This is a genomic window from Amycolatopsis silviterrae, assembly GCF_042684085.1.
GTDB lineage: Bacteria > Actinomycetota > Actinomycetes > Mycobacteriales > Pseudonocardiaceae > Amycolatopsis > Amycolatopsis silviterrae.
In genome coordinates, this window is the sequence record NZ_JBHUKS010000016.1 from 239,647 (window position 1) to 265,414 (window position 25,768).

General features: G+C 70.2%; 25 protein-coding genes. 8 read left to right on the top strand and 17 right to left on the bottom strand.

What is annotated here, in order from left to right:
- Positions 1-12: 12 nt before the first annotated feature.
- From ACFSVL_RS23880 to ACFSVL_RS23930, 11 genes are all read right to left on the bottom strand, one after another.
- Complete coding sequence (locus ACFSVL_RS23880) at positions 13-396, bottom strand: acyl dehydratase (protein WP_378307714.1); 384 nt, start codon at positions 394-396, stop codon at positions 13-15.
- Positions 393-818, bottom strand: coding sequence for a Zn-ribbon domain-containing OB-fold protein (locus ACFSVL_RS23885; RefSeq protein WP_378307719.1), 426 nt, complete (start codon positions 816-818; stop codon positions 393-395). Before ACFSVL_RS23885 ends, ACFSVL_RS23880 begins: the two co-directional genes overlap by 4 nt.
- The gene (locus ACFSVL_RS23890; RefSeq protein ID WP_378307721.1) at positions 818-1,366 is read right to left on the bottom strand and encodes an FAS1-like dehydratase domain-containing protein; all 549 of its coding nucleotides are present in this window, start codon (positions 1,364-1,366) and stop codon (positions 818-820) included. The genes ACFSVL_RS23885 and ACFSVL_RS23890 overlap by 1 nt, the downstream gene beginning before the upstream one ends.
- A gap of 297 nt (positions 1,367-1,663) precedes the next feature.
- Entirely contained in the window at positions 1,664-3,277 is a 1,614-nt protein-coding gene (locus ACFSVL_RS23895; RefSeq protein WP_378307723.1) for a class I adenylate-forming enzyme family protein, read from the bottom strand.
- Between the two features lie 19 nt (positions 3,278-3,296).
- The gene (locus ACFSVL_RS23900; protein ID WP_378307725.1) at positions 3,297-4,109 is read right to left on the bottom strand and encodes an SDR family NAD(P)-dependent oxidoreductase; all 813 of its coding nucleotides are present in this window, start codon (positions 4,107-4,109) and stop codon (positions 3,297-3,299) included.
- A gap of 10 nt (positions 4,110-4,119) precedes the next feature.
- A complete protein-coding gene (locus ACFSVL_RS23905) occupies positions 4,120-5,244 on the bottom strand; it encodes a steroid 3-ketoacyl-CoA thiolase (RefSeq protein WP_378307727.1) in 1,125 nt (374 codons plus the stop codon).
- Positions 5,244-6,095, bottom strand: coding sequence for a MaoC/PaaZ C-terminal domain-containing protein (locus tag ACFSVL_RS23910; protein ID WP_378307729.1), 852 nt, complete (start codon positions 6,093-6,095; stop codon positions 5,244-5,246). The genes ACFSVL_RS23905 and ACFSVL_RS23910 overlap by 1 nt, the downstream gene beginning before the upstream one ends.
- A gap of 9 nt (positions 6,096-6,104) precedes the next feature.
- Positions 6,105-7,208, bottom strand: coding sequence for an acyl-CoA dehydrogenase family protein (locus ACFSVL_RS23915; protein WP_378307731.1), 1,104 nt, complete (start codon positions 7,206-7,208; stop codon positions 6,105-6,107).
- A 1-nt stretch (position 7,209) separates the two neighbouring features.
- Positions 7,210-8,409: an acyl-CoA dehydrogenase family protein gene (locus ACFSVL_RS23920; RefSeq protein ID WP_378307733.1), complete on the bottom strand. Its 1,200-nt coding sequence runs from the start codon at positions 8,407-8,409 to the stop codon at positions 7,210-7,212.
- A gap of 22 nt (positions 8,410-8,431) precedes the next feature.
- Positions 8,432-10,495 carry an acyl-CoA dehydrogenase family protein gene (locus tag ACFSVL_RS23925; protein WP_378307735.1) on the bottom strand — a complete coding sequence of 688 codons (2,064 nt, stop codon included), beginning with the start codon at positions 10,493-10,495 and terminating at the stop codon, positions 8,432-8,434.
- Positions 10,496-10,500: 5 nt separating this feature from the next.
- Positions 10,501-11,637 (bottom strand): steroid 3-ketoacyl-CoA thiolase, encoded by a 1,137-nt coding sequence (locus tag ACFSVL_RS23930; RefSeq protein WP_378307737.1) that lies wholly within the window; start codon positions 11,635-11,637, stop codon positions 10,501-10,503.
- A gap of 654 nt (positions 11,638-12,291) precedes the next feature.
- On the opposite strand from ACFSVL_RS23930, the gene ACFSVL_RS23935 reads away from it, so the two are divergent.
- Positions 12,292-13,209: a 3-oxoacyl-ACP reductase gene (locus ACFSVL_RS23935; protein WP_378307739.1), complete on the top strand. Its 918-nt coding sequence runs from the start codon at positions 12,292-12,294 to the stop codon at positions 13,207-13,209.
- Positions 13,210-13,253: 44 nt separating this feature from the next.
- Here ACFSVL_RS23935 and ACFSVL_RS23940 read toward each other — a convergent pair whose 3' ends face one another.
- Genes ACFSVL_RS23940 through ACFSVL_RS23950 form a run of 3 tightly spaced genes read right to left on the bottom strand, consistent with a single transcriptional unit; the run spans position 13,254 to position 15,857 of the window.
- Positions 13,254-14,156, bottom strand: a complete 903-nt coding sequence (locus tag ACFSVL_RS23940) for an NAD-dependent epimerase/dehydratase family protein (RefSeq protein WP_378307741.1) — start codon at positions 14,154-14,156, stop codon at positions 13,254-13,256.
- A gap of 10 nt (positions 14,157-14,166) precedes the next feature.
- Entirely contained in the window at positions 14,167-14,952 is a 786-nt protein-coding gene (locus ACFSVL_RS23945) for a MaoC/PaaZ C-terminal domain-containing protein (protein ID WP_378307743.1), read from the bottom strand.
- Positions 14,949-15,857 (bottom strand): SDR family oxidoreductase, encoded by a 909-nt coding sequence (locus tag ACFSVL_RS23950; protein ID WP_378307745.1) that lies wholly within the window; start codon positions 15,855-15,857, stop codon positions 14,949-14,951. The genes ACFSVL_RS23945 and ACFSVL_RS23950 overlap by 4 nt, the downstream gene beginning before the upstream one ends.
- 93 nt (positions 15,858-15,950) lie before the next feature.
- On the opposite strand from ACFSVL_RS23950, the gene ACFSVL_RS23955 reads away from it, so the two are divergent.
- A complete protein-coding gene (locus tag ACFSVL_RS23955; protein ID WP_378307747.1) occupies positions 15,951-16,709 on the top strand; it encodes an enoyl-CoA hydratase family protein in 759 nt (252 codons plus the stop codon).
- An 18-nt stretch (positions 16,710-16,727) separates the two neighbouring features.
- Entirely contained in the window at positions 16,728-17,786 is a 1,059-nt protein-coding gene (locus tag ACFSVL_RS23960; RefSeq protein WP_378307749.1) for an NAD(P)H-dependent flavin oxidoreductase, read from the top strand.
- Between the two features lie 264 nt (positions 17,787-18,050).
- Here ACFSVL_RS23960 and ACFSVL_RS23965 read toward each other — a convergent pair whose 3' ends face one another.
- From ACFSVL_RS23965 to ACFSVL_RS23975, 3 genes are read right to left on the bottom strand one after another with little or no spacing between them, the layout of a single operon-like run.
- Positions 18,051-19,202 carry an acetyl-CoA C-acetyltransferase gene (locus ACFSVL_RS23965; protein WP_378307751.1) on the bottom strand — a complete coding sequence of 384 codons (1,152 nt, stop codon included), beginning with the start codon at positions 19,200-19,202 and terminating at the stop codon, positions 18,051-18,053.
- 17 nt (positions 19,203-19,219) lie between these two features.
- Entirely contained in the window at positions 19,220-20,020 is an 801-nt protein-coding gene (locus ACFSVL_RS23970; RefSeq protein WP_378307753.1) for an SDR family oxidoreductase, read from the bottom strand.
- Complete coding sequence (locus ACFSVL_RS23975) at positions 20,017-21,195, bottom strand: acyl-CoA dehydrogenase family protein (RefSeq protein WP_378307755.1); 1,179 nt, start codon at positions 21,193-21,195, stop codon at positions 20,017-20,019. Before ACFSVL_RS23975 ends, ACFSVL_RS23970 begins: the two co-directional genes overlap by 4 nt.
- Positions 21,196-21,292: 97 nt before the next feature.
- Between ACFSVL_RS23975 and ACFSVL_RS23980 the strand changes: the two genes are divergently transcribed.
- From ACFSVL_RS23980 to ACFSVL_RS24000, 5 genes are read left to right on the top strand one after another with little or no spacing between them, the layout of a single operon-like run.
- A complete protein-coding gene (locus tag ACFSVL_RS23980) occupies positions 21,293-22,171 on the top strand; it encodes an enoyl-CoA hydratase (protein WP_116202405.1) in 879 nt (292 codons plus the stop codon).
- Positions 22,168-23,322 (top strand): acyl-CoA dehydrogenase family protein, encoded by a 1,155-nt coding sequence (locus ACFSVL_RS23985; protein ID WP_378307757.1) that lies wholly within the window; start codon positions 22,168-22,170, stop codon positions 23,320-23,322. Before ACFSVL_RS23980 ends, ACFSVL_RS23985 begins: the two co-directional genes overlap by 4 nt.
- The gene (locus ACFSVL_RS23990; RefSeq protein WP_378307759.1) at positions 23,319-24,272 is read left to right on the top strand and encodes an acyl-CoA dehydrogenase family protein; all 954 of its coding nucleotides are present in this window, start codon (positions 23,319-23,321) and stop codon (positions 24,270-24,272) included. Before ACFSVL_RS23985 ends, ACFSVL_RS23990 begins: the two co-directional genes overlap by 4 nt.
- Entirely contained in the window at positions 24,272-25,318 is a 1,047-nt protein-coding gene (locus ACFSVL_RS23995; RefSeq protein WP_378307761.1) for an acyl-CoA dehydrogenase family protein, read from the top strand. Before ACFSVL_RS23990 ends, ACFSVL_RS23995 begins: the two co-directional genes overlap by 1 nt.
- A complete protein-coding gene (locus ACFSVL_RS24000) occupies positions 25,315-25,746 on the top strand; it encodes a VOC family protein (protein WP_378307763.1) in 432 nt (143 codons plus the stop codon). The genes ACFSVL_RS23995 and ACFSVL_RS24000 overlap by 4 nt, the downstream gene beginning before the upstream one ends.
- Positions 25,747-25,768 lie beyond the last annotated feature (22 nt).

The following is a 25,768-nucleotide window of genomic DNA, read 5'->3' on the forward strand; positions in this document are numbered from 1 at the left end:
TGCAAGCTGCGCTCATGCCGCCACCGTCACTCGAGCCGACACATGCACGCCGCGATCGTGACTTCCGGTGACCTTGATCGTCGCCGCGTCCTCCGTCACCTCAATCACCTCGCTGGCGAACGTGAGCGTGTCCCCGGGAAACAACGGCAGCCCGAGCCGCAGCGACACCTTGCGGATCCGCGTCGCCGGGCCGCAGACGTCGGTGACATAACGGTCGATGAACCCGTTGGTCGCGTTGATGCTGATGAAGATGTCCGGCATCCCGCGTTCCTGAGCTTTGCCCGGATCGTGGTGCACGTCCTCGAAATCCTGCGACGCGATCGCGGTGGCGACGATCGTGGTGCGGTCGAACGGGATCGCCAGCTCCGGCAGGCGGTCCCCGAGAGCCAGGGTCATCGGGTGTGCTCCTTCGGGTCTCGCGGCCGAAGCTGCGGGAGGATTTCGCCGTGCGCGTGCTCGCTGAAGCCCACTTGCAGCGGCAGCCCGACCTCGAGCCGGTCGTGGTCGACCCCGGCGAGGTCCGCGACCAGCCGGACGCCCTCCTCCAGATCGGCGAGGCCGACCGCGAGCGGGTAGTCGAACGCGGGGTCCTTCGGGTGATACAGCACCGTCCAGCTGTGCAAGACCGCCCGGCCGCTCGCGACGACGGTGTCCCATCCGAAACTCCGGCACGCCGGACATGCCGGGCCGGGCGGATGCCGGAGGGTGCCGCAGTCGGTGCAGCGCTGGATCTCCAGCCGTCCCTCGCGCGCGGCGGCGAAGAAGAACTGGTTGTCCTGGGTGATCGTGAGGCGCGGGACCGCGGTGTGCTCCCCCATCACGCGCTCCGCTCGGCCGGGCGGAAGCGCAGGATCCGGAAGCGCTCGTCGACCAGCAGGTCGCCCGCTTCGTCCAGGTAGTGCTTGCGCAGCGTGACAAAGTGCCCGTAGCCGAGCGCGGTGCGTTTGGCCTCCGAGACGGCTTCGATGGTGAAATGGCAGGTCACGTGCGTGCCCGGGGTGATCTCGCGGACGTACTCCTGCTCGACGTCGGTGGCCACCACCGAGGTGTAGCCCGCCGCGTCGAGCACGCTCATCAGCCGCGAGTACGCGAAGTCCTCCACCGCGCCCTCGCGGCGCAGCTCCTGGATCTCGCGGTAGCGCCGGTACCCGGCCATGATCCAGGTCGAGCACATCGCCGGCGGCGCGATGACTCCGGGGCGGCCGGTCGCCTTCGCCGCGGCGTCGTCGACGTACACCGGATTGCGGTCGCCGACCGCCTCGACCCAGTTGCGGATCATCGCCTCGTTCACCGCGTACCGGGCCACCCGCGGCGGCTCGGCCTGCTGGCCGGTGAACTCGGCGAAGTCCGTCCGGAGACCGGTCATCACCCCTCCTTGAACAAGCGTTTGGCAGGGACGCTAGGAGCGGGAGCCGGGGCGGGCAAGCGGCGGTCCCGCTGGGTGGGTGACTCGTGAGTGCTGATGCCGGTTCTAACCGGGATTGCCGCTCACGAGCCCCTTCGAGCGGCGGCCTGGCTGGTCGCGGCATCCGCCTTCGACGTCGCCGCACGGGCGCGCAGCGTCGCGCCCGGCAACGCGAGGCTGGGGCTAGGGGCGGGCGCGGCGGTCCCGCTGGGTGGGTGACTCGTGAGTGCTGATGCCGGTTCTAACCGGGATTGCCGCTCACGACCACCGCACCAGCCGCCGGACCACCTTCCCGGTCGCGTTGCGCGGCAACGGATCCCTGGTCAGGAACCACGCCGTCGGCACCTTGTACCGGGCGAGCCGGTCGCCGAGGTAGGCCCGCAGACTGTCCGCGTCCACTTCGGACTGCTCCCGCAAGACGACCTTCGCCGCGACGATCTGCCCGTAGTCCGCATCCGGCAGCCCGGCCACGATGCACTCCGCGACCCCGGGATGCCCGGCGAGCTGTTCCTCCACCTCGGCCGGGTAGATGTTCTCCGCGCCACGCAGGATCAGGTCGCTCCGGCGGCTCAGCACGGTCAGTGCGCCGTCGCGCAGCTGGCCGAGGTCGCCGGTGCGGAACCAGCCGTCCTCGGTGAACGCGGCCGCGGTCGCCGCCGGATCGTTGAAGTAGCCGAGCATCACCTGCGGGCCGCGGAGGTGGATCTCGCCGTCAGTGCCGTCCGGGACCGGACGGCCTTCGGTGTCGCGGATCTGCACTTCCATGTTCGGCACCGGGCGGCCCGCGGTGTCCGGGTCGGCGAGGAGTTCGGCGGGAGTCGCGAGGGTGGCCGCAGTGGACGATTCGGTCAGGCCGTAATTCGTGCTCAGCGAAGCGGCCGCGCCGGGCAACGCGTCCCGCAGCTGGTCTTTCAGCTCGGCGGTCGACGGCGCGCTGCTGACCGAGACCGTCTTGAGCGTGCTGAGGTCGTAGCCGGAGAGATCGGCCTCGACCAGGCGGGACAGCATCGTCGGGACCGCGCCCCAGTTGGTGATCCGCTCGGCCTGCACGAGGTCCAGCACCCGGTGGATGTCGAATTTCCCCTGGTACAGCACCGCAGTGTCACCCACCGCGAGCCGGACGACGGCGAGGTTGTGCAAGGCGGCGATGTGGAACAACGGCGTGGCCAGCAGGAACCGGCGACCCCGCGCAGGGCGGCCGAATTCGGCGGCGAGCGCGTCGTTGAACAGGTGGAACCAGACCGCGGCGAGCACGTTGCGATGCGAATGCGTCGCGCCCTTCGGATGCCCGGACGTGCCGCTCGTGAACAGGATGACGGCCGGGTCGTCCTCGTCGACCAGCTCCGGCTTCAGCGCGGCACCCTCGTGGCGCGCCAGGAGTTCCCGGTACTCAGGGCTGTCGACCTCCAGCACCGGGCACCCGGCGACCAGCGGTTTCCGGGCCGCGTCGGTCAGCGCGACCTTCGGCGTGGTCAGGTCGACGCCGTGCGCGATCTCCGGCGCGGCCCACATCGAGTTCATCCCGACCGCGATCGCGCCGAGCGACACCGCCGCCCAGAATCCGACTATCCATTCCGGACAGTTCGCCGCGCACAACGCGACCCGGTCCCCGCGTCCGACGCCGTATTCGGTCCGCAGCACCGAGGCGAGCGCGGCGACCTGGTCGTAATGCTGGGCGAACGTGAGCCGACTGTCCACTGTGACCAGATACTCGCGATCGCCGAACTCCCGCGAAGCCTCCAGCAGTTCGGTCAGGCTGCGATGCCGCCGCGCGAACACCTTCGCCGGGCGGCCCGCGACCGGTTCCGGCCGGATCTCGAACTTCGCGCCCGGCGCGGTCAGCCGCGCGATGATGTCGTCCCGATCGGTCATCGGTCGCCTCCCGTAGTGCTCATCGGATGGTCAGCTGCCCGCCGTCGACGTTCCAGCACTGCCCGGTCACCCAGCCCGCCTCGGCGCTGGCCAGGAACACCGCGGCCGCCGCGATGTCGGCGGGCTCGCCCACCCGCCGCAACGGCACCTGCGCGCGAACGTACTCGGTCCACGAAGCCGGGTCCACGTCGTCGAGCCGGCTCGTGCCGACGACGCCCGGGCACAGCGCGTTCACCCGGATCCCGTGCTGGCCCAGCTCTTTCGCCGTCGAGGAGGTGAGCGACTGCAGCGCGGCTTTCGACGCCGAATAGGCCGCCGACCCGGCCCCGGACAGCTTCCCGCCGATCGAGGAGATGTTCACGAACACCCCGCCGTCGCCCTGCTCGACCAGCTGCCTGCCGAACGCCCTGGTCATCAGGAACGGCCCGCGCAGGTTGACCGCGATGACCCGGTCCCAGGTCTCGACGTCGAGGTCCAGCACCGGCAGGCGATCCGGGCCGCGCGCGGCCGCGGCGTTGTTGACGACGATGTCCACGCGGCCGAACGCGTCGAGGACGGCGGCCAGCAGACGGTCGACCTCCGCCGGGTCGGCGACGTCGCTCACCACCGGCAGGGCCTGCCCGCCGAACTGCCGGATCTCCTCGGCCACGGACTGGATGTCGCGCCAGCTCGCAGCCTGCTCGTCCGGCGGGTACTGCTCCGGCGGGCGGCCGCTGCCGGTCAGCGCGACCGCGCAGCCAGCCTTCGCCAGCTCGACCGCGATGGCCCGGCCGATCGACCGCATCCGGCCCGCCCCGGTCACCACCGCGACTTTGCCGTCGAAACCGCTCAACGGGTACATCTCAGAGCCGTTCCACGATCGCCGCGGTCGCCTGCGCGCCGCCGGCGCAGATCGCGACCAGGCCAAGCGTTTGGTCGCGCCGCTCCAGTTCGTCGACGATCTCCGCGAGCAGCCGGATTCCGGTCGCGCCGACCGGATGGCCGATCGCGATGGCGCCGCCGTTGACGTTGAGCCGGTCCTCGTCGACGCCGAGCGTGCGGGCAAACGACAGCGGGACCGCCGCGAACGCCTCGTTGACCTCGAACAAATCGATGTCCGCGATGGTCATCCCGGCCCGGCCGAGCACGCGTTCGGCGGCGCGGATCGGGCCGTCCAGCAGGTACTTCGGTTCGGCGCCGACGATCGTCTGCGCGACCAGCCTGGCGCGCGGCCGCAACCCGAACGCTTGGTCGGCGTCCACCAGCAGCGCCGCCGACGCGCCATCGGAGATCTGGGATGCCGTGCCCGCCGTGTGCAGGCCGCCCTCCTCGATCGAGGCCAGCCCGGCGAGGGCCTCGGTGCTGGTGTCGCGCAGGCCCTGGTCGCGGTCGAACGGCTGGCCGCCGTCGAGCGGGACCGGCAGGATCGACCGGCCGAACCGGCCCTCGTCCCAGGCGCGGCGAGCCCGTTGCTGCGAGCGGAGCCCGAACGCGTCCAGGTCCGTACGGGTCAGCCCGCGCCGTCCCGCGATCCGGTCGGCGGCCTCGTACTGGGCGGGGAGGTCGACCTGCCAGGACTCCGGCCGCGGCCGTCCCGCGTCGCCGAGGTTGCTCAGGAGCGGCACCCGGCTCATCGACTCGACCCCGCACGCCACGCCGACGTCCACCTGCCCGGCCGCGATCTGCGCGGCGATCAGGTGCACAGCCTGCTGCGCGGATCCGCATTGCGCGTCGATGGTGGTGGTCGCGGTTTCCTCCGGGAGCCCGGCGTGCAGCCAGGCGAACCGGCCGGCGTTGCCCGACTGCTCCCCGGCCTGCGTGACGCATCCGGCGACCACGTCGGTGATCAGCGCCGGGTCGATGCCGGTGCGCTCGACGATCCCGCGTTGCACGTAGCCGAGCAGCTCGATGGCGTGAATGCCGGACAGCGCGCCGCGCCGCTTCCCGAACGGGGTCCGGATCGCGTCCACCAGGACTGGGGTGCCCATCATGCGCCTCCTGAAGTCGTGCGGGCCCAAGCGTCGGTGAGGACCGCCCGGTCGCCGCAGGTCGCCCGTAGTGAGAAGCCGTCTTCCTGCTGCCACAACGAGATCCGCAGCGTTTCGCCCGGGATGACCGGGCCGGCGAAGCGTGCGCCGAGTTCCCGGAGCCGCGCTGGGCGGCCGTCGAGGAAGTGGTCCACGACGGCTTTCCCGACGAGGCCGTAGGACGCGAGGCCGTGCAGGATCGGTGCGGCGAAGCCCGCTGCGGCGGCGAACTCCGGGTCTGCGTGGAGCGGGTTGAGGTCCCCGTTCAGCCGGTAAAGCAGGGCCTGGTCGGGGGTGGTGGCGACGTCCAGGACGTGCGTCGGGTCGCCCTCCGGCTTCCGTTTGGCCGCGGTGCCTGGGCTTCCCCCGAAGCCGCCCTCGCCGCGGGCCCAGATGGACATTGTGGACGTCCATAGTGGACCGTCATCGTCCGCGACCTCGTGGGCCAGCACGATGACGGCGGCCTTGCCCTTGTCCTGCACTTCCGTGATCCGCGTGGTTCGTTCCGCTTCGCCGGACGCCGGGAGCCGGTCCCGGTGGAGCGTGACGACCTGCCCGGCGTGCAGCAGCCTCGCCAGGTCTACGTCCACGCCCGGCAGCGTCAGCCCTTCCGACGGGCGGTCTCCGGCGGAAATGCCTTGTCCGGCAACGAGAGCAAAGGTCGGCAGGACTTCGAGGTCCCGTTCGTAGCCGTACCGGAGTTCGGTGCCGGAACCGAGGGAAAGGTGGTACAGCAGCACGTCCCGCGTGGTCCAGGCGAGCCGCTGGGTGCGCGGCGGGGCGTTGAGCGCCTTGTCGACATCGATGGGCACGGTGGTCTCCTAGGCCGGTGCGCCGATCGGGGGCGCGGACGGCAACCGGTCCCCGAGTTCGGCGGCGAGCGCGTCGGCGGTGCCGAGGGTGAAGGCGAGCTGGCGGCCCCAGAGGAAGTAGCGGTGGATCGGATAGTCGACGTCCGCGCCGATGCCGCCGTGCAGGTGCTGGGTCGCGTGCACCACCCGCAGGCCGCCCCGCGACGCCCACCATTTGGCGACCACCGCGGCGATCTCCGCTTCGTCCTCGCGGCCCTCGTCCATCAGCCAGGCGGCGCGTTGCGTGCAGACGCGGATCGCCTCGGTGTCCAGATACGCGTCGGCGGCCCGCAGAGCGACAGCTTGATTTGTCGACAGTGGACGTCCGAATTGGACTCGTTCGGAGGTGTACTTCGCGGTGGTCGACAACGCCTGAGCGCACACGCCGACACTGACCGCCGCCAGCGCGACCCGGAGCCGCCGGAGTGTCCACTGCAGAGCGTCCGCGCCGGAAGCCAGGATGTCCTGCGGAGTGACCACCGCGCCGGTGAAGACGATCGACGCGTGGCTTTCACGGCTGGTGACCTGGACCGGAGTCACGCTGAGGTGAACGGTCGGGACGAGTACTAAGTGGACCTGATCGGCTTCCTTCACCGGCACCAAAACCAGATCAGCCTGCGCCCCGGCGGGGACCGAAACCACTTCACCGGTGAGTTCGAGATCGTCACCGCGCCGAGTTGCGGTGACCGAAACCGTGTCGTCGAACGCGCCGACCAGCAGCGTCGAACCGTCCAGCACGCGCGGCAGGATCCGGTTCCGCTGGTCTTCGCTGCCGAACTGCGCGACCGGAAGCACGCCGCCCGCCAGGACGTTCCACAATGGAACCGGCGCGACCTGTCGGCCCAGTTCTTCCAGCAGCACCGCCATCCCGGTCACGCCCACCCCGGCTCCACCGTCCTTTTCGGACAGGCAGATGCCGAGGAGATCCGCTTCGGCGAGCACGCGCCAGAGGTCGGCGTCGAAGCCGCCTTGCTTCTCGACGGCCACCACCCGGTTGACAGTCGCGCGGTCGGCGAAGATCTTGGCGGCCAGCTCGCGGACCGCGTCCAGATCGTCGTTGAGGTCGAAATCCATGTCAGCTCCTGGCCTTTTCCGGACGACGGCGGGCGGACAGCGTCATGCCGAGAGTCTTCGCGGCGACGATCTCGCGCAGCACCTCGTTGGTGCCGCCGCCGAAGGTGTTGTTCTGCGCGCGCCGGGCGAGCGTCTCGACGCGTCCGTTCACCGCCGCGCCGGGCGAATCAGGCCGCAGCAGGCCGCGCGCACCGAGCACTTCCTGGAGCCTGCTGTACGCGGTGACCACCGCTTCGGTGCCGAATACCTTGGCCGCGGCGGAATCCCCGCCGCCGAGCGTGCCCGCGGCGACGTCGGCGACCAGGCGCAGGTTGATCAGGTCGGTGGCGCTCAGCAGCGCGTACACCTCGGCCAGGGTGTGCCGGACCCACGGCAGGTCGTACACCGTTCCCGGTCCGAAGGGTTCCTCCCGAGCCCACTTCAGGACCGCGTCGTACATCTGGTTCGCGATGCCGCCGCGCGCGGCGAGGGCGACGCGTTCGTGGTTGAGCTGGCTGGTGATGAGCCGCCAGCCGTTGTTCAGCTCGCCGACCACATTGGACAGTGGAATGCGGACGTCCGCATAGTACGTCGCGGAGGTGCTGATCCCGCCCACGGTATGGATTTCGGTGGCGGAGAAGCCCGGGGTGTCGGTCGGCACGAGCACGACCGAAATGCCGCGGTGCGGCGGTGCGTCCGGATCGGTCCGCACGGCCAGCCAGATCCAGTCGGCGAAGATCCCGGCGCTGGTGAAGATCTTGTTGCCGTTGATGACGAGCGAGTCGCCGTCGATCTTCGCCCGCGTCTGCAGCGACGCCAGGTCGGTGCCCGCGCCGGGTTCGGTGTAGCCGATGGCGAACATCAGCTCGCCGCGCAGGATCGGCGGCAGGAAGAACTTCTTCTGCTCCTCGGTGCCGTGGTGCATCAACGCCGGCGCGACGGTGTTCAGGGTGACCAGCGACAGCGGGGCACCGGCGCGCAATACCTCGTCGTAGAACACGAAAAGCGCTTCCGGGTCCTCGCCGCGGCCGCCGTACTCCTCCGGCCAGCCGAGGCCGAGCCAGCCGTCCGCGCCCATCCGGCGCAGGATCCGGTCGAACACCGGGCCGCCCTCGGTCTGCTCGACCAGCGCTCGGCGGTCGTCCTCGTCGATGACGCGGGCGAAGTACGCGCGCAGTTCGGCGCGGAGCGTTCGCGAGCGCTCCGACAGCTCCGGATGCATGTCTCTCCTCGTGGTCGGGGGGTCAGCGGGGCAGGCCGAGGACCCGCTGGGCGATGACGTTGAGCTGGATTTCCACGGTGCCGCCGCCGAACAGCACCGCGGGCAGGCCGAGATGGTCGAGGACGTGCCCGTCCTCCGCGCTCGCCGAGCCGGGGCCGAGCAGGGCGATCAGCTCGCGCGAACCCTCCTGCTGAGCGAGCGCGCTGAGCACCTTCTGCACGCTGACCTCGGCCCCGAGGTCCAGCCCGGCGAGCCGGGCCAGCGCGGTGCGAAGGCCCAGGGTGGCGAGCGTGAGTTCCCGCGAGACGCACCGGCCGAGCGCGGCCAGCGCCTCCGGGTCGCCGGCCAGCGCCGGATCGTCGCGGAGCAGCTGGCGGATCCGGTCCGACGAACCGTGCGCGAGGGTCGAGCCCATGTTGTGCCGCTCGTTGGCCAGCGTGGTCGTCGCGAGCCGCCAGCCGCTGTCCGGCTCGCCGACCAGATCGCGATCCGGGACGAACACGTCGTCCAGGAAGACCTCGTTGAACTCCGCGCGTCCGGTGGCCTGCCGGATCGGCCGGACGGTGACGCCGTCGGCGGCCAGGTCGACGAGGAAGTACGAGATTCCCCGGTGGCGCGGCGCGTCCGGGTCGGTCCGGGCGAGGCAGACGCCCCAGTGCGCCTCGTGGGCCAGCGACGTCCAAACCTTCTGCCCGGAGATCCGCCAGCCACCGTCCACTTTGGTCGCGCGGGCGCGGAGCGAGGCGAGGTCCGAGCCCGCGCCCGGTTCGCTGAACAGCTGGCACCAGCGGAGATCGCCGCGCAGGGTCGGCAGCACGAACCGCTCGCGCTGGTCCGGGGAGCCGTGCGTGAGCAGGGTCGGCAGGACCCATTCGCCGATCACTGTCGTTGGCTGGGGAATTCCGCGCCGGTCGAACTCCTCGGCGATGACGGCTTGTTCGAGCGGTCCGGCGTCAAGCCCGTACGGCTTTGGGTAGTGCGGGGCGGCCAGACCGGCGTCGGCGAGCAAGCGCTCGTCCGCCTGGTCGAGCACGGAAGCGACCTGACGGCGCAGTTCGGGACAGTCGTCCGGGCTGGCGAGGGTCAGGTCGCGGGGCACGTCGCGTTCGCCGAGGGCTCGGGCAGTGAAACGGCCGAGGGACCCGGACAGCGCGACGGCGCGCCGCCAGTAGCGATGCGCGTCGTGTTCCCAGGTGAAGCCGATCGCGCCAAGGAGGCGGACGCAGCTGACGGACGCGTCCACGGCCGCCGGGAGCGCGGCGTGCCGGGCCTGCGCGGCAGCAAGCGCTTGCTGCGCCCGGGAATGCCGCTCGGCGCGGGCCGCGTCCCAGGCGGCGGCCGTAGCGCGCTCGCGGTGCAGGAGAATCCCCGCCGCCCGATGCTGGACGGCTTGGAAGGAACCGATCGGACGGCCGAACTGGACGCGGGTGCGGACGTGGTCGACGGCGCAGTCCAAGGCCCAGCCGCACAGTCCCGCCGCCTCGGCCGCCGCCGGAACCGCAAGCGCCAGCTCCGCGCTCTCGGAACTGACCTTGACGACATTTTCCCGGGGCACCAGGAAGTTCTCCAGCCTGAGCCGGGCCACCGACCTGGTGAGATCAACCGCTTCGACGGCGACCAGCTGACCGGGCTCCGGGCGCAGCACGAACCAGACCTCTTGAGCACGGACCACCGCGATCTCCGCCTCCGCGAGGCCGAGCGCCGGAGCGCTGGTGCCGTCGATCCGCCAGCCGTCAGCAGTTTTGGCCGCGCGCAGACCGTCGAGCACCACCGCTCCGGTGGCACCGGCAGCGAACGCGGTCAACCCTTCCGAGGGTCCGGCGACGGCGAGAACGGCGCTGGCGGTGACCGTCGGCAGGAACGGACCAGGCACGAGATATCGGCCGAACTGCTCGGCCACCACGGCGAGTTCGAGCAGCCCAGCACCTTGCCCACCAGCGGATTCCGGCAAGTGCAGCGAATGCCAGCCTTGCGTAGTCAGAGCTTTCCAGAACTCCGTCGGCTCGGCACCCGGCGCGTAGCGAGAGGCCCACCCGGCGGCGGATTCAGCCAGGTCGCGGTGTTCCTCGGACAGGGCGATGGGCATGGGGGTCAGATCCGTTCGACGAGCACGCAGCTGGTGGCGGCCGCGGCGCAGATCGCGATCATCGCGAGACTGGCGTCGCGGCGTTCGAGTTCCTCAACGGCCGTCGCGAGGAGACGGATGCCGGTCGCGCCCGCCGGATGGCCGAGTGCGATCGCGCCGCCGAGCACGTTGAGCTTGTCCTCCGGGACGTCGTGCGCCCGCGCGAAGGACAGCGGGACGGCGGCGAATGCCTCGTTGACCTCGAAAAGATCGATGTCGCCGATCGTCAGGCCGGTGCGGTCGAGGAGCTTCCGCGCCGCGTCGACCGGCCCGTCGAGGAGGTACTCCAGGTCGCCGCCGATAACGCACTGCCCGAGCAGCCGCGCCCGCGGCCGGAGGCCCAGTTCGTCGGCGCGGCTCCGGGACAGGAACAACGCGGCACTCGCGCCGTCGGAGACCTGCGACGAGGTACCCGCCGTGTGCAGGCCGTCCGGGACGGTCGGCCGGAGACCGGCGAGCGCTTCCGTCGAGGTCTCACGGAGCCCCTGATCGCGGGTGACCGGCTCCCCGTCCGGCAGCTCCAGCGGGAGCACCTGACGGTCGAAAAGCCCCGCGTCCCAAGCCTTTCGGGCGTAATGCTGGGAACGGAGGCCGAACGCGTCGAGATCCGCCCGGGTCAGCCCGCGCTTCCGCGCGATGCGATCCGCGGCGGTGTACTGGTCGGGAGTTTCCAGCGCCCAGTCGGCCGGCCTCGGCGTGCCCGCGCCGGTCCCCTGCTTCGGGGTGAGCGGCACGCGGGACATCAACTCGACTCCGCACGCGACGCCCGCATCGGCTGTTCCGTTCGCGATCTGGCCGGTGAGCAGGAAGGACGCCTGCATCGAGGTGCTGCACTGGGCGTCGATCGTGGTGGCTCCGGTCGCGGGAGGGAGACCGCCGTAGAGCCAAGCGGTGCGGACGACATGGCCGTACTGCTCGCCCAGCGGCGTGACGCACCCGCCGATCACCTGGTCGACCGCGTCCGGCTCGACACCGGTGCGGTCGAGGACGCCGCGCTGGACCCGGCTGAGCAACTCGACGGCGTGCAGCGCGGAAACCCAGCCGTCGCGCTTGCCGAACGGCGTGCGAACCGCGTCGACGAGGACTGGCGTGGTGTCTTTCAAGCCCGGATCTCCTTCTCGCGGGCCGTGCCGGCCTCGCGGGTAATCGAGCAAGCGTTTGGTTGGAGGTTAGCTCCGGGGCCGTGGGCGGGACAAGCGCGCGTACTGGTGAGCGGGAGTGGCCTGGGGGGGCGTTTCGGGTGGGCGGGGTTCGGGGCGGGCGGGCTTGCCCCGTGCGGCCCGGGCGCCCGGTGCCTGCCTCGCATTGCCGGGTCGCCCGGTGACTGCCTCGCGTTGCCGGGTCGCCCGATGCCTGCCCTGCGCGGCCGGGTCGCCCGGCATCCGCCCCGCGCGGCCCGGCACCCGGCTCGTGCGGTCCAGCCGTCCGGCACCTGCCCAGCCATCGCCCAACCATCCGGCACCTGTCTCGTGCAGCCCGGCCATCCGGCGCCTGCCCCGCACACCACCCAGCCACTTGCTTCGTGCGGCCCAGCCGCCCGGCACCTGTCTCGCATCGCCCAGCCACCTGCCTCGCGTGGCCGACCGCCCGAATCGCCCAGTCACCCGGCGCCTGCCTCGCGTGCCCCGGCCACCCGGCCAGCGTGCGGCACCCCTCCCTAACCCCGAGCCGCCGATGCCACTCACCGGGAGCGACCGCCCGCCACGGGCCCGCCCCCGGCACCATGGCCGCATCCCCGTCCCGGCATTGGAGGCCCCGTGTCCCACCCCAGCACCGCCCTGTCCGGCCGCACCGCGATCGTCACCGGCGCCGGAGCCGGGCTCGGCCGGGCCGAAGCGCTGGCGCTCGCCGCGGCGGGGGCGAACGTCGTCGTCAACGACGTCAGCGAGGCCGGGGACAAGGTGGCCGCCGAAATCGAGGCGCAGGGCGGCCGGGCACTGGCCGTACCGGGCGACATCGGCGACTGGCAGTACGCCGAAGACCTCGTCACCGCCGCGACCGAGCATTTCGGAACGCTGGACGTCGTCGTCAACAACGCCGGCATCACCCGCGACGCGATGCTCTTCAACCTCGACGAAAAGTCCTGGGACGACGTCATCCGAGTCCACCTGAAGGGTCACGCAGCCCTGTCCCGCGCGGCGGCCCGGCATTGGCGGCAGATCAGCAAAAGCACTGGCCAGCCCACCTATGGACGTCTGATCAACACGTCCTCGGAGGCATTCCTCCTCGGCGGAGCGGGCCAGCCGAACTACGCCGCGGCCAAGGCCGGGATCGCCGCGTTGACCCTCTCCTGCGCACGGGGTTTGAGCCGCTATGGCGTCCGCGCGAACGCGATCTGCCCCCGCGCCCGCACCGCGATGACGGACGGAATCTTCACCACCGGACGCACCGCAGGCGACCTGGACATCCTCGCCCCGGAACGGGTCGCGGCCTTCGTCGCATACCTCGCCTCACCGGCGGCGGAGGCGGTGAACGGGCAGGTGTTCGTGGTGTACGGCGACATGGTCGCGCTGCTCGCTCCGCCGACCGTCGAGCATCGGTTCGTCTCCGGCCAAGGCGCGTTCGACCCAGCCGAACTGGAACGGACGATCACGCCGTACTTCGCCGACCGCGACCCACGGAAAACGTTTGCGGCCAGCGAGATCGTTGCTCTCGACGACACCGAGACCTCGTGAGCGGCAATCCCGGTTAGAACCGCGATTGCCACTCACGACCCGGCTCACCGCACCGCCGCCGTCATCTCCTCCAGCATCGGCCGGATGTCCCGGCGGCGGTAGCCCAGCAGCGCCGTCTCGCGGGCGTCCGGTTCGTACGAGATCGTCGCGCCCCGGCCCGGAACAAGCACCCGGTCGGGCAGGAACGGGTGTTCCTCGTCGCGTTCCTCCAGGGTCCGACCGGAGCCGGAGACGTCGAAAACCAGCTGAAAGTAGTCCCGGAAGCTGAGGTTTTCGTCGCCGACCAGGTACGCCGCGCCGGATTCCCCGCGCAGCAGGGCGCCTTCGACGGCCTCCGCCAGGCTCCGCACGGACAGGTAGTTCGTGCCGCCCGCCGGGGCGAAGTCCGGCACCTTGCAGACCAGGTCCCCGTCCGCCCAGGCCAGCATTTTCGCGAACTGCCGGGTCGACCGGCCGGGGGCCATCCCGACGATCGACGGCGGGTTCAGCGTGCACACCGCGAACCCGTCCCCGGCGAGCGCACGCGCGCCTTCGTCAGCCAGGCGACGGGCGTTCACGTACGGGTTCGTTTCGGCGAGATCCGGCCGGACCTGGTGGTAATAGCTGCCGATCTGCACGAAACGGCCGACCCCGGCGCGTTTCGCACGCGCCGCGATCGCGGTGACGCCGTCGATCTGATACGTCCGCCAGAACTCCTCGTCGCCCCAGCCGGAGACATGCCGGATATCTTGCCCGGCCGCGAAAACGATCGCGTCGAACGGGGCCAGCGCGGCCTCGTCGAAACCGCCGTGGGCGTAGTCGCCGAGCAGTACCGGCAGGCCAGCCACCAGTGAATCGGCGTCGGGTTCGTGTCGTCCGGCGACCGTCACGGCGTGCCCGGAGCGGCTCAGGTGCACGGCGGTGTTCGCGCCGATCATGCCGGTGCCGCCGATGACCAGGACCTTCATGCGCATTCCTCTATCCGAAGTGGACTCGTCCGCCGTCGACGACCGGGCCGCGTCCCGACGTGATCCGCAGCGCGCCGTCCGACCAGCCTTCGACCTGCAATTCCTCGCCGGGGAACACCGGCGCGGCGAAGCGGCCTTCCAACGACGTCAGGTCCGCCGGGTGCGCGCCGAGCTGGCGTGCGGCGACCAACGCGCCAGCACCGAGAGTGGCCAAACCGTGCAGAATCGGCCGGGGCTGGCCGATTCCAGCCGCGGCCGCTGGGTCGACGTGAATGTGGTGCCGGTCCCCGAGCAACCGGTAGAGCAGGGCTTGGTTGTCCGCAGTAGACAGTGGAACAGTCCACTCCGGACTGTCCAAAGCAGCCGGACGGCCAGGACCTCGTTCGCCGCCGAAGCCGCCGATACCGGGACAGAACAACGACCACGTAGCGACAAAGTAGTCCGATTCGACGGCCACGTCATACACCGCCGCGCTGCCCTTGTCCCACACTTCTGGCACCCGGGCCCGCATGGAAATCTCCCCCGAGGGCGGCAGCGGCTTCAGGACTTCGAGCCGTTGCGAACCGTGCACCGCGTTGCCGACCTCGAACGCCCCGGCCGAGCCGAGGACGTCGGGGGCCCATTGGGCGAGCGTCAGCGCGAACGGCGGCAGCACCCGAAGCCGGTCCTCGAACACCAAGTCGAGTTCGTCCGGCCGGGCGCCGATGGCGAGCGCGTAGAGGATCGGATCCCGGTCGGTGTAGGCGACCGTGCGCTCGCCGAGCACGCGGCCCTTCCAGTCCGCGGGGCTGCTCACTGTGCCCCGTAAACCGGTTCGGGGGTGGGCGCTTCGCTCAGCAGCGAGCGCACGGCCGGGCCGACTTCGGCGGCGGTCCAGCGCCGGTCCAGCTCGCGGGACGGGCCGTGGCTCCAGCCGTTTTCCACGCAGATCCGGCCGCCCTCGACCTCGATCACGCGGCCGGTGACGTCCGCGGCGTCCTCGCTGGCGAGCCACGCGACGACCGGCGACACGTTGCCCGGGTGCATCACGTCGAACCCGCCCTCCGGCGCGGCCATCTTGTCCGCGAACGGTCCCTCGGTCATCCGGGTGCGCGCGGCCGGGGCCAGCGCGTTCACCGTGACGCCGTAGCGACCCAGTTCCGAGGCTCCGACCAGCGTCAACGCCGCGATCCCGGCCTTGGCCGCACTGTAGCTGCCCTGACCGACGCTGCCCTGCAGACCGGCACCGGACGTGGTGTTGACGATCCGCGCCGCCCGCGTACGCCCGGCTTTCGACTCCGCACGCCAGTAGCCGCCGGCGTGGTGCATCAACGCGAAATGCCCCTTGAGATGCACCGCGACGACCGCGTCCCACTCCTGCTCACTGGTGGTCACGATCATCCGGTCGCGCACGAATCCGGCGTTGTTCACGACGATGTCCAGCCCGCCGAACTCCTCGACCGCCTGCCGCACCAACGCTTCCGTCGCCGCGAAGTCCGCGACGTCGGCCCCGTTGGCCACCGCTTTGCCGCCCAGCGCACGGATCGCTTCGACCACCTCGCCCGCCGGACCGTCCGACGCCCCTTCGCCCGCGCCCGACGTGCCGAGGTCGTTGACCACGACCCGCGCCCCCTGGCGGGCGAGTTCCAGCGCGTGCTCGCGGCCGAGTCCGCGGCCGGCGCCGGTCACGATCGCGACCCGGCCCTCCAAGATCCCGCTCACATCTTCTCCGTTCGTCAACCAGTCCGGCGAGGCGGTTCCCCGTAAACCAAGCAAGTGTTAGGCTACCAAGCAATCGCTAGGTTAGGAACGCACGTGACGATTTCCACGCAGCTCCACGACAACGGCACCTTCGTGGTCACCATGGACTACCCGCCGGTGAACGCCCTGCCGGTCGCCGGATGGTTCCACCTCGCCGAAACCGTGCGCGACGCGGGCGAAGACCCGGCGGTGCACGTCGTCCTGCTCCGCGCCGAGGGCCGGGGCTTCAACGCCGGCGTCGACATCAAGGAAATGCAGCGCACCACCGGTTTCGACGCCCTCGTCGGCGCGAACCGCGGCTGTTACCTGGCTTTCAAGGCGATCTACGAATGCGCCGTGCCGGTGATCGCCGCGGTGAACGGCTTCTGCCTCGGCGGCGGCGTCGGCCTGGTCGGCAACTGCGACACGATCATCGCCGCCGACGACGCGTACTTCGGCGTCCCCGAGGTGGACCGCGGCGCACTGGGCGCGGCGACCCACCTCGCGCGCCTGGTCCCCCAGCACCTGATGCGCACCCTCTACTTCACCAGCCGCACCATCTCGGCGAACGACCTGGTCCAGCACGGTTCGGTCCTGGAAACCGTCCCCGCCGCCGACCTGCACGACGCCGCACTCGCCCTGGCCGCCGAGGTGGCCGCGAAGGACCCGCGCGTCATCCGGGCCGCGAAAGCCGCGCTGAACGGCATCGACCCGATCGACGTCAACCGCAGCTACCGTTACGAACAGGGCTACACCTTCGAACTCAACCTCATCGGAGCCGCCGACGAACACCGCGACGCCTTCGTCGCCACCGGCCGCCCGATGAACGACTGACCCCTCCGGGAGACCCCCGTGCCTCTCCGCACTCCGCTCACCGAACTGACCGGCGTCACCCACCCGATCGTGCAGACCGGCATGGGCTGGGTAGCCGGCCCGCGCCTGGTCTCCGCGACGGCCAACGCCGGCGCCCTAGGCATCCTGGCCTCGGCCACGATGACCTACGACGAGCTGGACCACGCCATCAAGGAAGTCAAGCAGCGCACGGACAAACCCTTCGGCGTAAACCTCCGCGCAGACGCCGCCGACGCCCCCGAACGCGCCGACCTGCTCATCCAGCACGGTGTCAAGGTGGCGTCCTTTGCCTTGGCCCCAAAGAAAGACCTCATCGCCCGCCTTAAAGACCACGGCTTAGTAGTAATGCCAACCGTCGGCGCCGCCCGACACGCCGAAAAAGTCGCCTCCTGGGGCGCGGACATGGTGATGATGCAAGGCGGCGAAGGCGGCGGCCACACCGGCCCGACCGCCACGACCCTGCTGCTCCCGTCGGTGCTGGACGCGGTCGACATCCCAGTAGTAGCCGCCGGAGGCTTCTTCGACGGCCGGGGCCTGGCCGCCGCACTGTCCTACGGTGCCGCCGGAATCGGTATGGGCACACGCTTCCTGCTCACCAGCGACAGCGCAGTGCCAGACGAAATCAAACGCACCTACCTAGGCTTCGGTCTGGACGGCACAGTAGTCACCACCAAGGCAGACGGCATGCCACACCGCCTGCTGCGCACGCCTTTCATCGAGGGCCTGACCAAAGAAGGCGTCGTCCAACGCTTGGCCCGAACCCTGCGCCGCACCAAGGACTTCAAACGCCTGAGCGGCCAATCCTGGCCCGCCCTGATCAACGACGGCCTGCGCATGAAACGCGCCAGCGACCGCTCCTGGACCCAAACAATGCTGGCCGCGAACACCCCCATGCTCCTCAAAGCAGGCCTGGTAGAAGGCGACACCCAAGCAGGAATGCTGGCCGCAGGCCAGGTAGTAGGAGTAATCGAAGACCTGCCAACCTGCGCGGAACTAGTAACCAGAATCGTCAACAGCGCACAAGACCGCCTAAAAGCCACCAGCGCCCTGCTCACCTAACCCCGAAGGTCCGTGAGGGGAACCTTCACAGACGCTGATTCCCTCAGGGTTCCCCTCACAGCCCCAAACCGCACCCGCGCACCCACCCCAGCGAGGCACCCAGCCCCACCCCCGCACCCCGATACGAAGCCGCCCTGCAGTTCGGGGGTGCTTGTCAAGGCATCTTTCCCGCCTTGACAAGCACCCCCGAACTGTCAGCACACTCGGGCTTCGGGGTGCCCCACCGCAACACCCGGCCGCAATGTCGCCGCCAGGCGACGAGCCCTACAACCGCTCCAGAACAGTCACGTTGGCCTGCCCCCCACCCTCACACATCACCTGCAACCCAAACCGCCCCCCACTCCGCTCCAGCTCATGCAGCAAAGTAGTCATCAACCGCACCCCAGTAGCCCCAATCGGATGCCCCAACGCAATCCCCCCGCCGTTAACATTCACCTTCTCCCAAGGCACCCCAATCTCCCGCATCCAAGCCAAAACCACCGGCGCGAACGCCTCATTGCACTCGAACAAATCGATATCCCCCACCGACATCCCAGCCTTCTCCAACGCCCGCTGAGTAGCCGGAATAGGCGCGGTCAACATCCACACCGGATCCGCCCCATACACACTGAGATGATGCACCCGAGCCCGAGGCGTCAACCCATACTCCGCCACCGCCCGCTCCGAAGCCATCAACAAAGCCCCAGCCCCGTCACTGATCTGCGAAGCCACCGCAGCAGTAAGCGGACTCCCCTCCTCCAACGGCTTCAACCCAGCCATCTTCTCCAGAGAAGTATCCCGCCGAGGCCCTTCATCCACCGAAAACGAACCCACCGGCGAAATCTCCCGGGAAAACCGCCCAGCATCAATCGCCGCCAACGCCCGCCGATGACTCTCGAACGCAAATTCCTCCAGAGAGGACCGAGAAAGCCCCCACTTCTCCGCGATCATCCGAGCCGCCCGGAACTGCGACACCTCCTGGTCCCCATACCGAGCCTGCCACCCCGGCGACTCCGCGAACGGCGTGCTGAACCCGAACTGCTGCCCCACCACCATCGCCGAAGAAATCGGAATCGCGGACATATTCTGCACGCCCCCGGCGACAATCAAATCCGCCGTACCGGACATCACGCCCTGCGCCGCGAAATGCACCGCCTGCTGACTGGACCCGCACTGCCGGTCGATAGTCACCCCGGGCACGTGATCCGGCAGCCCAGCCACCAGCCAAGCAGTCCGCGCGACATCCCCCGCCTGCGACCCGATCGTGTCGCAACACCCGAACACGACATCGTCCACCGCACCAGGATCAATACCGGTCCGCTGAACAAGCGCATTGATCGCATGCGCCCCCAGATCAGCCGAATGCATTCCGGCGAGCGACCCGCCACGCCTCCCCACCGGAGTGCGAACCGCGTCGACCACATATGCCTCAGGCACGAAATCCTCCAGCCGGATCAGGGATGCTGACTGCTCACCGAGACGACTTCACCGGTGAGATAAGACGAATAAGCACTAGCGAGAAACACCATCACATTCGCGACTTCCCAAGGCTCCGCGGCCCGGCCGAACGCCTCGCGCCCCTTCAGCTCGGTCAGCAGCTCAGGGGTCGTGACCTTCTCCAGGAACGGATGCATCGCCAAACTAGGCGACACCGCGTTGACCCGAATCCCCGAAGCAGCCAGATCCATCGCCGCGGACCGCGTCAACGCCATTACCCCGGCCTTGGCCGCCGCGTAATGCGCCTGACCTTCCTGCGCCCGCCAGCCGATCACCGAAGCGTTGTTGACGATCACCCCGCGAGTGCCGCGCGCGATCATCCGCCGGGAAGCCGCCCGAATACACCGGAAAGTCCCCGTCAAGGTCACGTCGAGCACCAAAGACCACTGCTCGTCAGTCATCTCCGTGATCGAAGCCGTGCCCCCGAGACCGGCGTTGTTCACCATGACCTCGACCCCGCCGAACGGCTCGGCAGCGTCCAGCAGAGCGGCGACCTGCTCCTCCTTGGTCACGTCGCACACCACCGACACGACCCGCTCCGCGCCGAACTCCGCACCCAGCTTGGAAGCCGCTTCGCCAAGCCGCCGCTCGTGGGTGTCCCCGATGACGACCGCCCGCGCGCCTTCCTCCAGGCACCGCCGGGCGACCGCCGCCCCGATCCCCGCGCCCGCCGCCGCGGTCACCACGACCACGCGCTCGGCGAGCAACCCGTGCCCGGGCACGTAATCAGGCGCGGGCTGTTCCGGTTTAACGCTCACAGTCGCGGCTCCTTAGGCAAGCCAAGCACCCGCTCGGCAATGATATTCCGCTGAATCTCGTCCGACCCGCCGTAAATCGTGTCGGCCCGGCTGAACAGAAAAAGCGTCTGCTGCGCGTCGAGATCGTAAGACCCGGACGCGGTCAGCGCGGACCCGCCGCGCACGTCCATCGCCAGCTCCCCCAGCTCCCGGTGCCACCGGGCCCACAACAGCTTCGACACCGAAGCCTCCGGCCCTTGCGACCCGGCCTCGTAAGCACTCAACGTCCGCAACGCGTGCACCCGCAGCACCTCGAGCCCCACCGAAGCCCGCGCCAGCCGATCCCGCACCACCGGATCGTCATAGCGCCCATTCTCCTTGGCGGTAGCGACAATTCCCGACAGCTCTCGGGCGAACCCGACCTGCTGCCCGATCGTCGAAACCCCGCGCTCGAACCCGAGCGTCGCCATCGCGACCCGCCACCCGTCGCCAGGCGCGCCGACCACCAGCGACTCCGCGGTCCGAGCCCCGTCGAAGAAGACCTCGTTGAACTCGCTGGTCCCGGTCAGCTGCCGGATCGGCCGCACCTCGACCCCGGCCTGATCCATCGGCACCAGCAGATACGACAGCCCGGCATGCCGCCGAGACCCAGCCTCGGTCCGCACCACCGCGAAACACCACTGCGCGTGCTGAGCGAGCGACGTCCAGATCTTCTGCCCGTCGATCACCCACTCGCCGCCCTCCAGCCGGGCGCGCGTCCGCACCCCGGCCAGGTCGGAGCCCGCGCCGGGCTCGGAATACCCCTGGCACCACAGCTCGGTCACCCCGACGATCCCCGGCAGGAACCGCCGCCGCTGCTCGTCCGTGCCGTGCGCGATCAACGTCGGCCCGAGCAGCTCCTCGCCGAGGTGGTTGACCCGCGCCGGCGCGTTGGACCGGGCGTACTCCTCGTGGAAGATCACCTGCTGCAGCAGGCTCAGCCCGCGGCCGCCGTGCTCGACCGGCCAGCCGAGGCACGTCCACCCGTGCGCGGCCAGGTGCTGGTTCCACGCCTGCCGCTCCTCCGGCGCCTCGTGCTCGCGACCGGAGCCGCCGAGGCCCTTCAGCGCGGCGAACTCGCCCGCGAGGTGGTCGGCGAGCCACTCGCGCACGTCCGCGCGGAACTGCTCGTCCTCGGGGGTGTAGCGAAGATCCACCCGTCCTCCTGGTTCGCCGGTGCCCGGTCCCGCCACGCTACCAAACCAAGCACTTGTTTGGTAGCATCGCCGCCGAACCGAGAAGGAGTGATGCGCGTTGAGCGGAACCGAAGAAAGCACTGACGAACAGGTCGTGACGTACGAGGTGCGCGGTCCGGTCGCGGTCGTCACGCTGAACCGGCCGCAGTACCGCAACGCCCAGAACTCGAAGATGACCTACGCGCTGGACGCCGCCTTCACCAAGGCGGTGGACGACCCGGACGTCAAGGCGATCGTGCTGGCGGGCAACGGCAAGCACTTCTGCGCCGGGCACGACATCGGCACCCCCGGCCGCGACGTCGACCAGAGCTTCGAGCGCAAAGCGGTCATCTGGTGGGACCACACCGACCGGGCGGGCGTCGATTCGCGGTTCGCCCGCGAGTCGGAGGTCTACCTCGGCATGTGCCGCCGCTGGCGGGAGATCCCGAAGCCGGTGATCGCGATGGTGCAGGGCGCGTGCATCGCGGGCGGCCTGATGCTTGCTTGGTCGTGCGACTTCATCGTGGCCTCCGACGACGCGTTCTTCTCCGACCCGGTGGTGCGGATGGGCATCCCGGGCGTCGAGTACTTCGCGCATCCGTGGGTGATGAACCCGCGCGCGGCGAAGGAGTTCCTCTACACCGGGGACCGGTTCGGCGCGGACCGCGCGCAGGCGCTCGGCATGGTCAACCACGTCGTACCGCGCGCGGAACTTGAAGAGGCGACGTTCGCCATCGCCGAGCGGATCGCGCAGATGCCGCAGCTGGGCCTCGCGCTCACGAAGAAGGCCGTCAACCAAGCCGAAGACCTGATGGGCATGCGGTCCGGGATGGACTCGGTGTTCGGCCTGCACCACGCCGCGCACGCGCACAACGCCGAGCTGGACACCGATTCGCTCGCCGGCCTCGACGCGCGTTCGATGGCGAAGGCCAACAAGAAAGCCGCGGGAGAGTCATGAGCCCGGAATTCACCGCCGCGGAAGAGGAGTTCCGCGCGGAGGCCCGGGCCTGGCTGAAGGAGAACAGCCCCGGTCCGCTGCCGTCGATGGACACCGAGGACGGGGCCCGCGCGCACCGCGAGTGGGAGGCGAAGCTCGCCGAGGGCCGCTGGTCGGTGGTCACCTGGCCCGCCGAGTACGGCGGCCGCGACGCGACGCTGACCGAGTGGGTGCTGTTCGAGGAGGAGTACTACCTCAGCGGCGCGCCGACCCGGATCGCGCAGAACGGCATCTCGCTGCTGGCCCCGATCATCTTCGAGCACGGCACCGACGACCAGCGCCAGCGCCACCTGCCGTTGACCGCGAACGGCACCCGGATCTGGGCGCAGGCCTGGTCCGAGCCCGAGGCGGGCAGCGACCTCGCCGGGATCCGCAGCACCGCCGTGCGCGACGACGAACGCGGCGGCTGGGTCCTCAACGGACAGAAGATCTGGAGTTCCCGCGCCCCGTTCGCGGACTGGGGTTTCGGCCTGTTCCGCTCCGATCCCGAAGCCGAACGGCACCGCGGCCTCACCTACTTCCTGTTCCCGCTCGACTCCGCCGGCGTCACCGTCCGGCCGATCGCCCAGCTCGACGGCGACTGCGGGTTCGCCGAGATCTTCTTCGACGACGTCTTCGTGCCGGACCAGGACGTGCTCGGCGGGGTAGGCGACGGCTGGCGGGTCGCGATGAGCACGGCGGGCAACGAACGCGGCCTGTCGCTGCGTTCGCCGGGCCGGTTCCTCGCCGCGGCGGACCGGCTGCTGGACCTCTGGGCCGAACGCGGCGCCCAAGCCCCGCACCTGCGCGACCGCGTGGCCGACGCGTGGATCAAGGCCGAGGCTTACCGGCTCTACACCTGGGACACCGTCGACCACGTGCAGCACGGCGGCGACGTCGGCGCGGCGGGCAGCGTCAACAAGCTCTTCTGGACCGGCCTCGACCTCGGCATCCAGGAAACCGCGCTGGACCTGCTCGGCCCGGAGCAGGAGCTGCGCGGACGCTGGAGCGAGGACTACCTGTTCGCCCTCGGCGGCCCGATCTACGCCGGCACCAACGAAATCCAGCGCAACATCGTCGCGGAACGGCTGCTCGGCCTCCCCCGCGGCGAACGCAGGAAGGCACAAGCATGAAGTTCCGGCTGTCCGCCGAACAGCGCGCGTTCGCCGAAGCGCTGGACGCCCTGCTGGGCTCGGCCGACGTCCCCGGCGTCACCCGGTCCTGGGCGGCCAAGCGGCCGGAATCCGGGCTGCTGCTGTGGAAGCAGCTGGCCGAGCTGGGCGTCACCGCGCTGGGCGTGCCGGAGGAACACGGCGGCGTCGGCGGGACCCCGGTCGACCTGATCGTGGCCTTCGAGCGTCTCGGGTACCACGGCGTGCCGGGTCCGGTGATCGAGTCCATCGCCGCCGCTCCCGCACTGCTCACCGACGCTGCGCTGCTGTCCGGGCTAGCCTCCGGGGACGCTGTGGTGACCTTCGCGAGCCCGCCGGACACTCCGTACGCGCTGGACGCGGATGTCGCGACGGACGTCTTCGTGGTCGGCGATTCCTTGTCCCGCGCGGAAATCGGTCGGCCGCTGGAGTCGGTCGATCCTTCTCGGCACCTGTTCGAGGTGACCACCGGTGCCGAGGTTCAGCCGCTCACGCCGGAAAGGCGCGCAGAGGTGCTCGACCTCGCCAGCCTCGCCTGCGCGGCGGAGTTGCTGGGCTGCGGCGAGCGGATGCTGGCCGACACTGTCGCCTACCTCGGCCAACGACGCCAGTTCGGCCGCGTGATCGGCGAGTACCAAGCGCTCAAGCACGCCGCCGCCGACGTCCGCGTGGCTCTCGACTTCGCCCGTCCGCTGCTGCTGGGCGCCGCTCGCGAGCCCAGCGCCCGCGCGATCTCGGCCGCGAAGGTCGCCGCCTCGGACGCGGCCCAGCTCGCCGCGCGCACCGGACTGCAGCTGCACGGCGCGATCGGGTACACGCTCGAATGCGACCTGAGCCTGTGGCTATTGCGTGTCCGGGCGCTCGTGGGGTGCTGGGGCACGCCGGCCGTGCACCGCGCGCGGGTGCTGGAGAGCCTGATGAGGGGTCGCTGATGCACTTCGCGTTGACCGACGAGCAGCGGGAACTCGCCGCTGCCGTCCGCGGCCTGGTCACGCGACGGGCTGCGAAAACCGATCTGCGGGCGGCGATCGATTCGCCGGCCGGGTACGACACCGAGCTGTGGTCCGCGTTGTGCGAGCAGATCGGCGTCGCGGCGCTGGCCATTCCCGAGGAGTACGGCGGGGCCGGGTTCAGCCTGTTCGAAACGCATGTCGTGCTGGAGGAGCTGGGCGCGAGCCTGACGCCGTCGCCGCTGTTGGGGTCCGGAGTGCTTGCCGCGCAGGCATTGCTGGCCGCGGACGCGCCGGAGCTGCTTCCCGGGATCGCGGCGGGCGAGGTCGTCGCGCTGGCCTGGGCGGATCGTACCGGACGGCATCGCACCGACGGTTCGGATGTGGTCGCCTCCGGCGGAAAGCTGAACGGCACCGCGACGCTGGTGCTGGACGGCGCGCAGGCGGCGCACCTGCTGGTGGTCGCGATGGCCGACGGCCGCCCCGCGCTGTTCCAAGCCGACGCCACCGCCGAGGCGACCCCAGCGGTCGACCAGACGCTCAGGTTCGCCAAGGTCGAATTCCGCGACACCCCGGCGACCCTGCTTGCCGCCGACTTCGCCGAAGCCCTCCCCCGGCTGCACGCGATCGCCGCAATCGCTTGCACCGCACTGCAAGTCGGCGGCGCTCAGTCCTGTTTGGACCGGACCGTCGCGCATCTCAAGGAACGCGAGCAGTTCGGCCGTCCGCTCGGTTCGTTCCAGGCGTTGAAGCACCGGGTCGCGGACATGCTGGTGCAGGTCGAAACCGCCCGCTCGATCTCGTGGGCGGCCGGGTTCGCGGCCGGCAACGGCGACGATCTCGTCCAGCAGGCGGCGTACGCGAAATCGTGGTGCAGCGAGGCTTTCACCACCGTCGCGGCCGAAACCGTCCAGCTGCACGGCGGAATCGCGATCACCTGGGAGCACGACGCACAGCTGTACTTCAAACGAGCGCACGCGCTGGCGCACCTCTTCGGCGACGCTCGCGAACACCGGGCGCGGCTATGATCCACCACGTCGGAATCACCGTGCACGACCTCGCCGCGTCGACGGACTTCTACCGCGATCTGCTGGGCGGCAACGTCGAAGGTCCCTTTGAACGCAGCGGCCCGCGGATCGACGAAGTCACCGGATATCCCGGCGTGATCGTGCGCCAGAGCTTCGTTTCGGCGGACGACGGGGACACGGTGGTCGAACTGCTGCAGTACGAAAACGGGTCGCCGACGCGCCTCGACCCGGACCACGGTCAGGCGGGCGCCGCGCACGTCGCGATCACCGTAACCGACCTGGACGCGACGCTTGAGCGGCTGCGCGGCCGTGGGGTTGTCGCGATCTCGGAGCCGATCGTCACCAGCCATCCGATGGCGGGCTGCCGCGCGGTCTACATGCTCGATCCGGACCGGGTCCGCGTCGAACTGGTGCAACTGCCCGGCTGAGCAAGACGAATATGGAGGAACG

Excerpts from the sequence above, each read along its gene's own strand:
- ACFSVL_RS23880 (WP_378307714.1), bottom strand. The coding sequence starts at position 396 with ATGACCCTGGCTCTCGGGGACCGCCTGCCGGAGCTGGCGATCCCGTTC.
- ACFSVL_RS23885 (WP_378307719.1), bottom strand. The coding sequence starts at position 818 with ATGGGGGAGCACACCGCGGTCCCGCGCCTCACGATCACCCAGGACAAC.
- ACFSVL_RS23890 (WP_378307721.1), bottom strand. The coding sequence starts at position 1,366 with ATGACCGGTCTCCGGACGGACTTCGCCGAGTTCACCGGCCAGCAGGCC.
- ACFSVL_RS23895 (WP_378307723.1), bottom strand. The coding sequence starts at position 3,277 with ATGACCGATCGGGACGACATCATCGCGCGGCTGACCGCGCCGGGCGCG.
- ACFSVL_RS23905 (WP_378307727.1), bottom strand. The coding sequence starts at position 5,244 with ATGGGCACCCCAGTCCTGGTGGACGCGATCCGGACCCCGTTCGGGAAG.
- ACFSVL_RS23915 (WP_378307731.1), bottom strand. The coding sequence starts at position 7,208 with ATGGATTTCGACCTCAACGACGATCTGGACGCGGTCCGCGAGCTGGCC.
- ACFSVL_RS23920 (WP_378307733.1), bottom strand. The coding sequence starts at position 8,409 with ATGCATCCGGAGCTGTCGGAGCGCTCGCGAACGCTCCGCGCCGAACTG.
- ACFSVL_RS23925 (WP_378307735.1), bottom strand. The coding sequence starts at position 10,495 with ATGCCCATCGCCCTGTCCGAGGAACACCGCGACCTGGCTGAATCCGCC.
- ACFSVL_RS23940 (WP_378307741.1), bottom strand. The coding sequence starts at position 14,156 with ATGAAGGTCCTGGTCATCGGCGGCACCGGCATGATCGGCGCGAACACC.
- ACFSVL_RS23985 (WP_378307757.1), top strand. The coding sequence starts at position 22,168 with ATGAGCCCGGAATTCACCGCCGCGGAAGAGGAGTTCCGCGCGGAGGCC.
- ACFSVL_RS23990 (WP_378307759.1), top strand. The coding sequence starts at position 23,319 with ATGAAGTTCCGGCTGTCCGCCGAACAGCGCGCGTTCGCCGAAGCGCTG.
- ACFSVL_RS23995 (WP_378307761.1), top strand. The coding sequence starts at position 24,272 with ATGCACTTCGCGTTGACCGACGAGCAGCGGGAACTCGCCGCTGCCGTC.
- ACFSVL_RS24000 (WP_378307763.1), top strand. The coding sequence starts at position 25,315 with ATGATCCACCACGTCGGAATCACCGTGCACGACCTCGCCGCGTCGACG.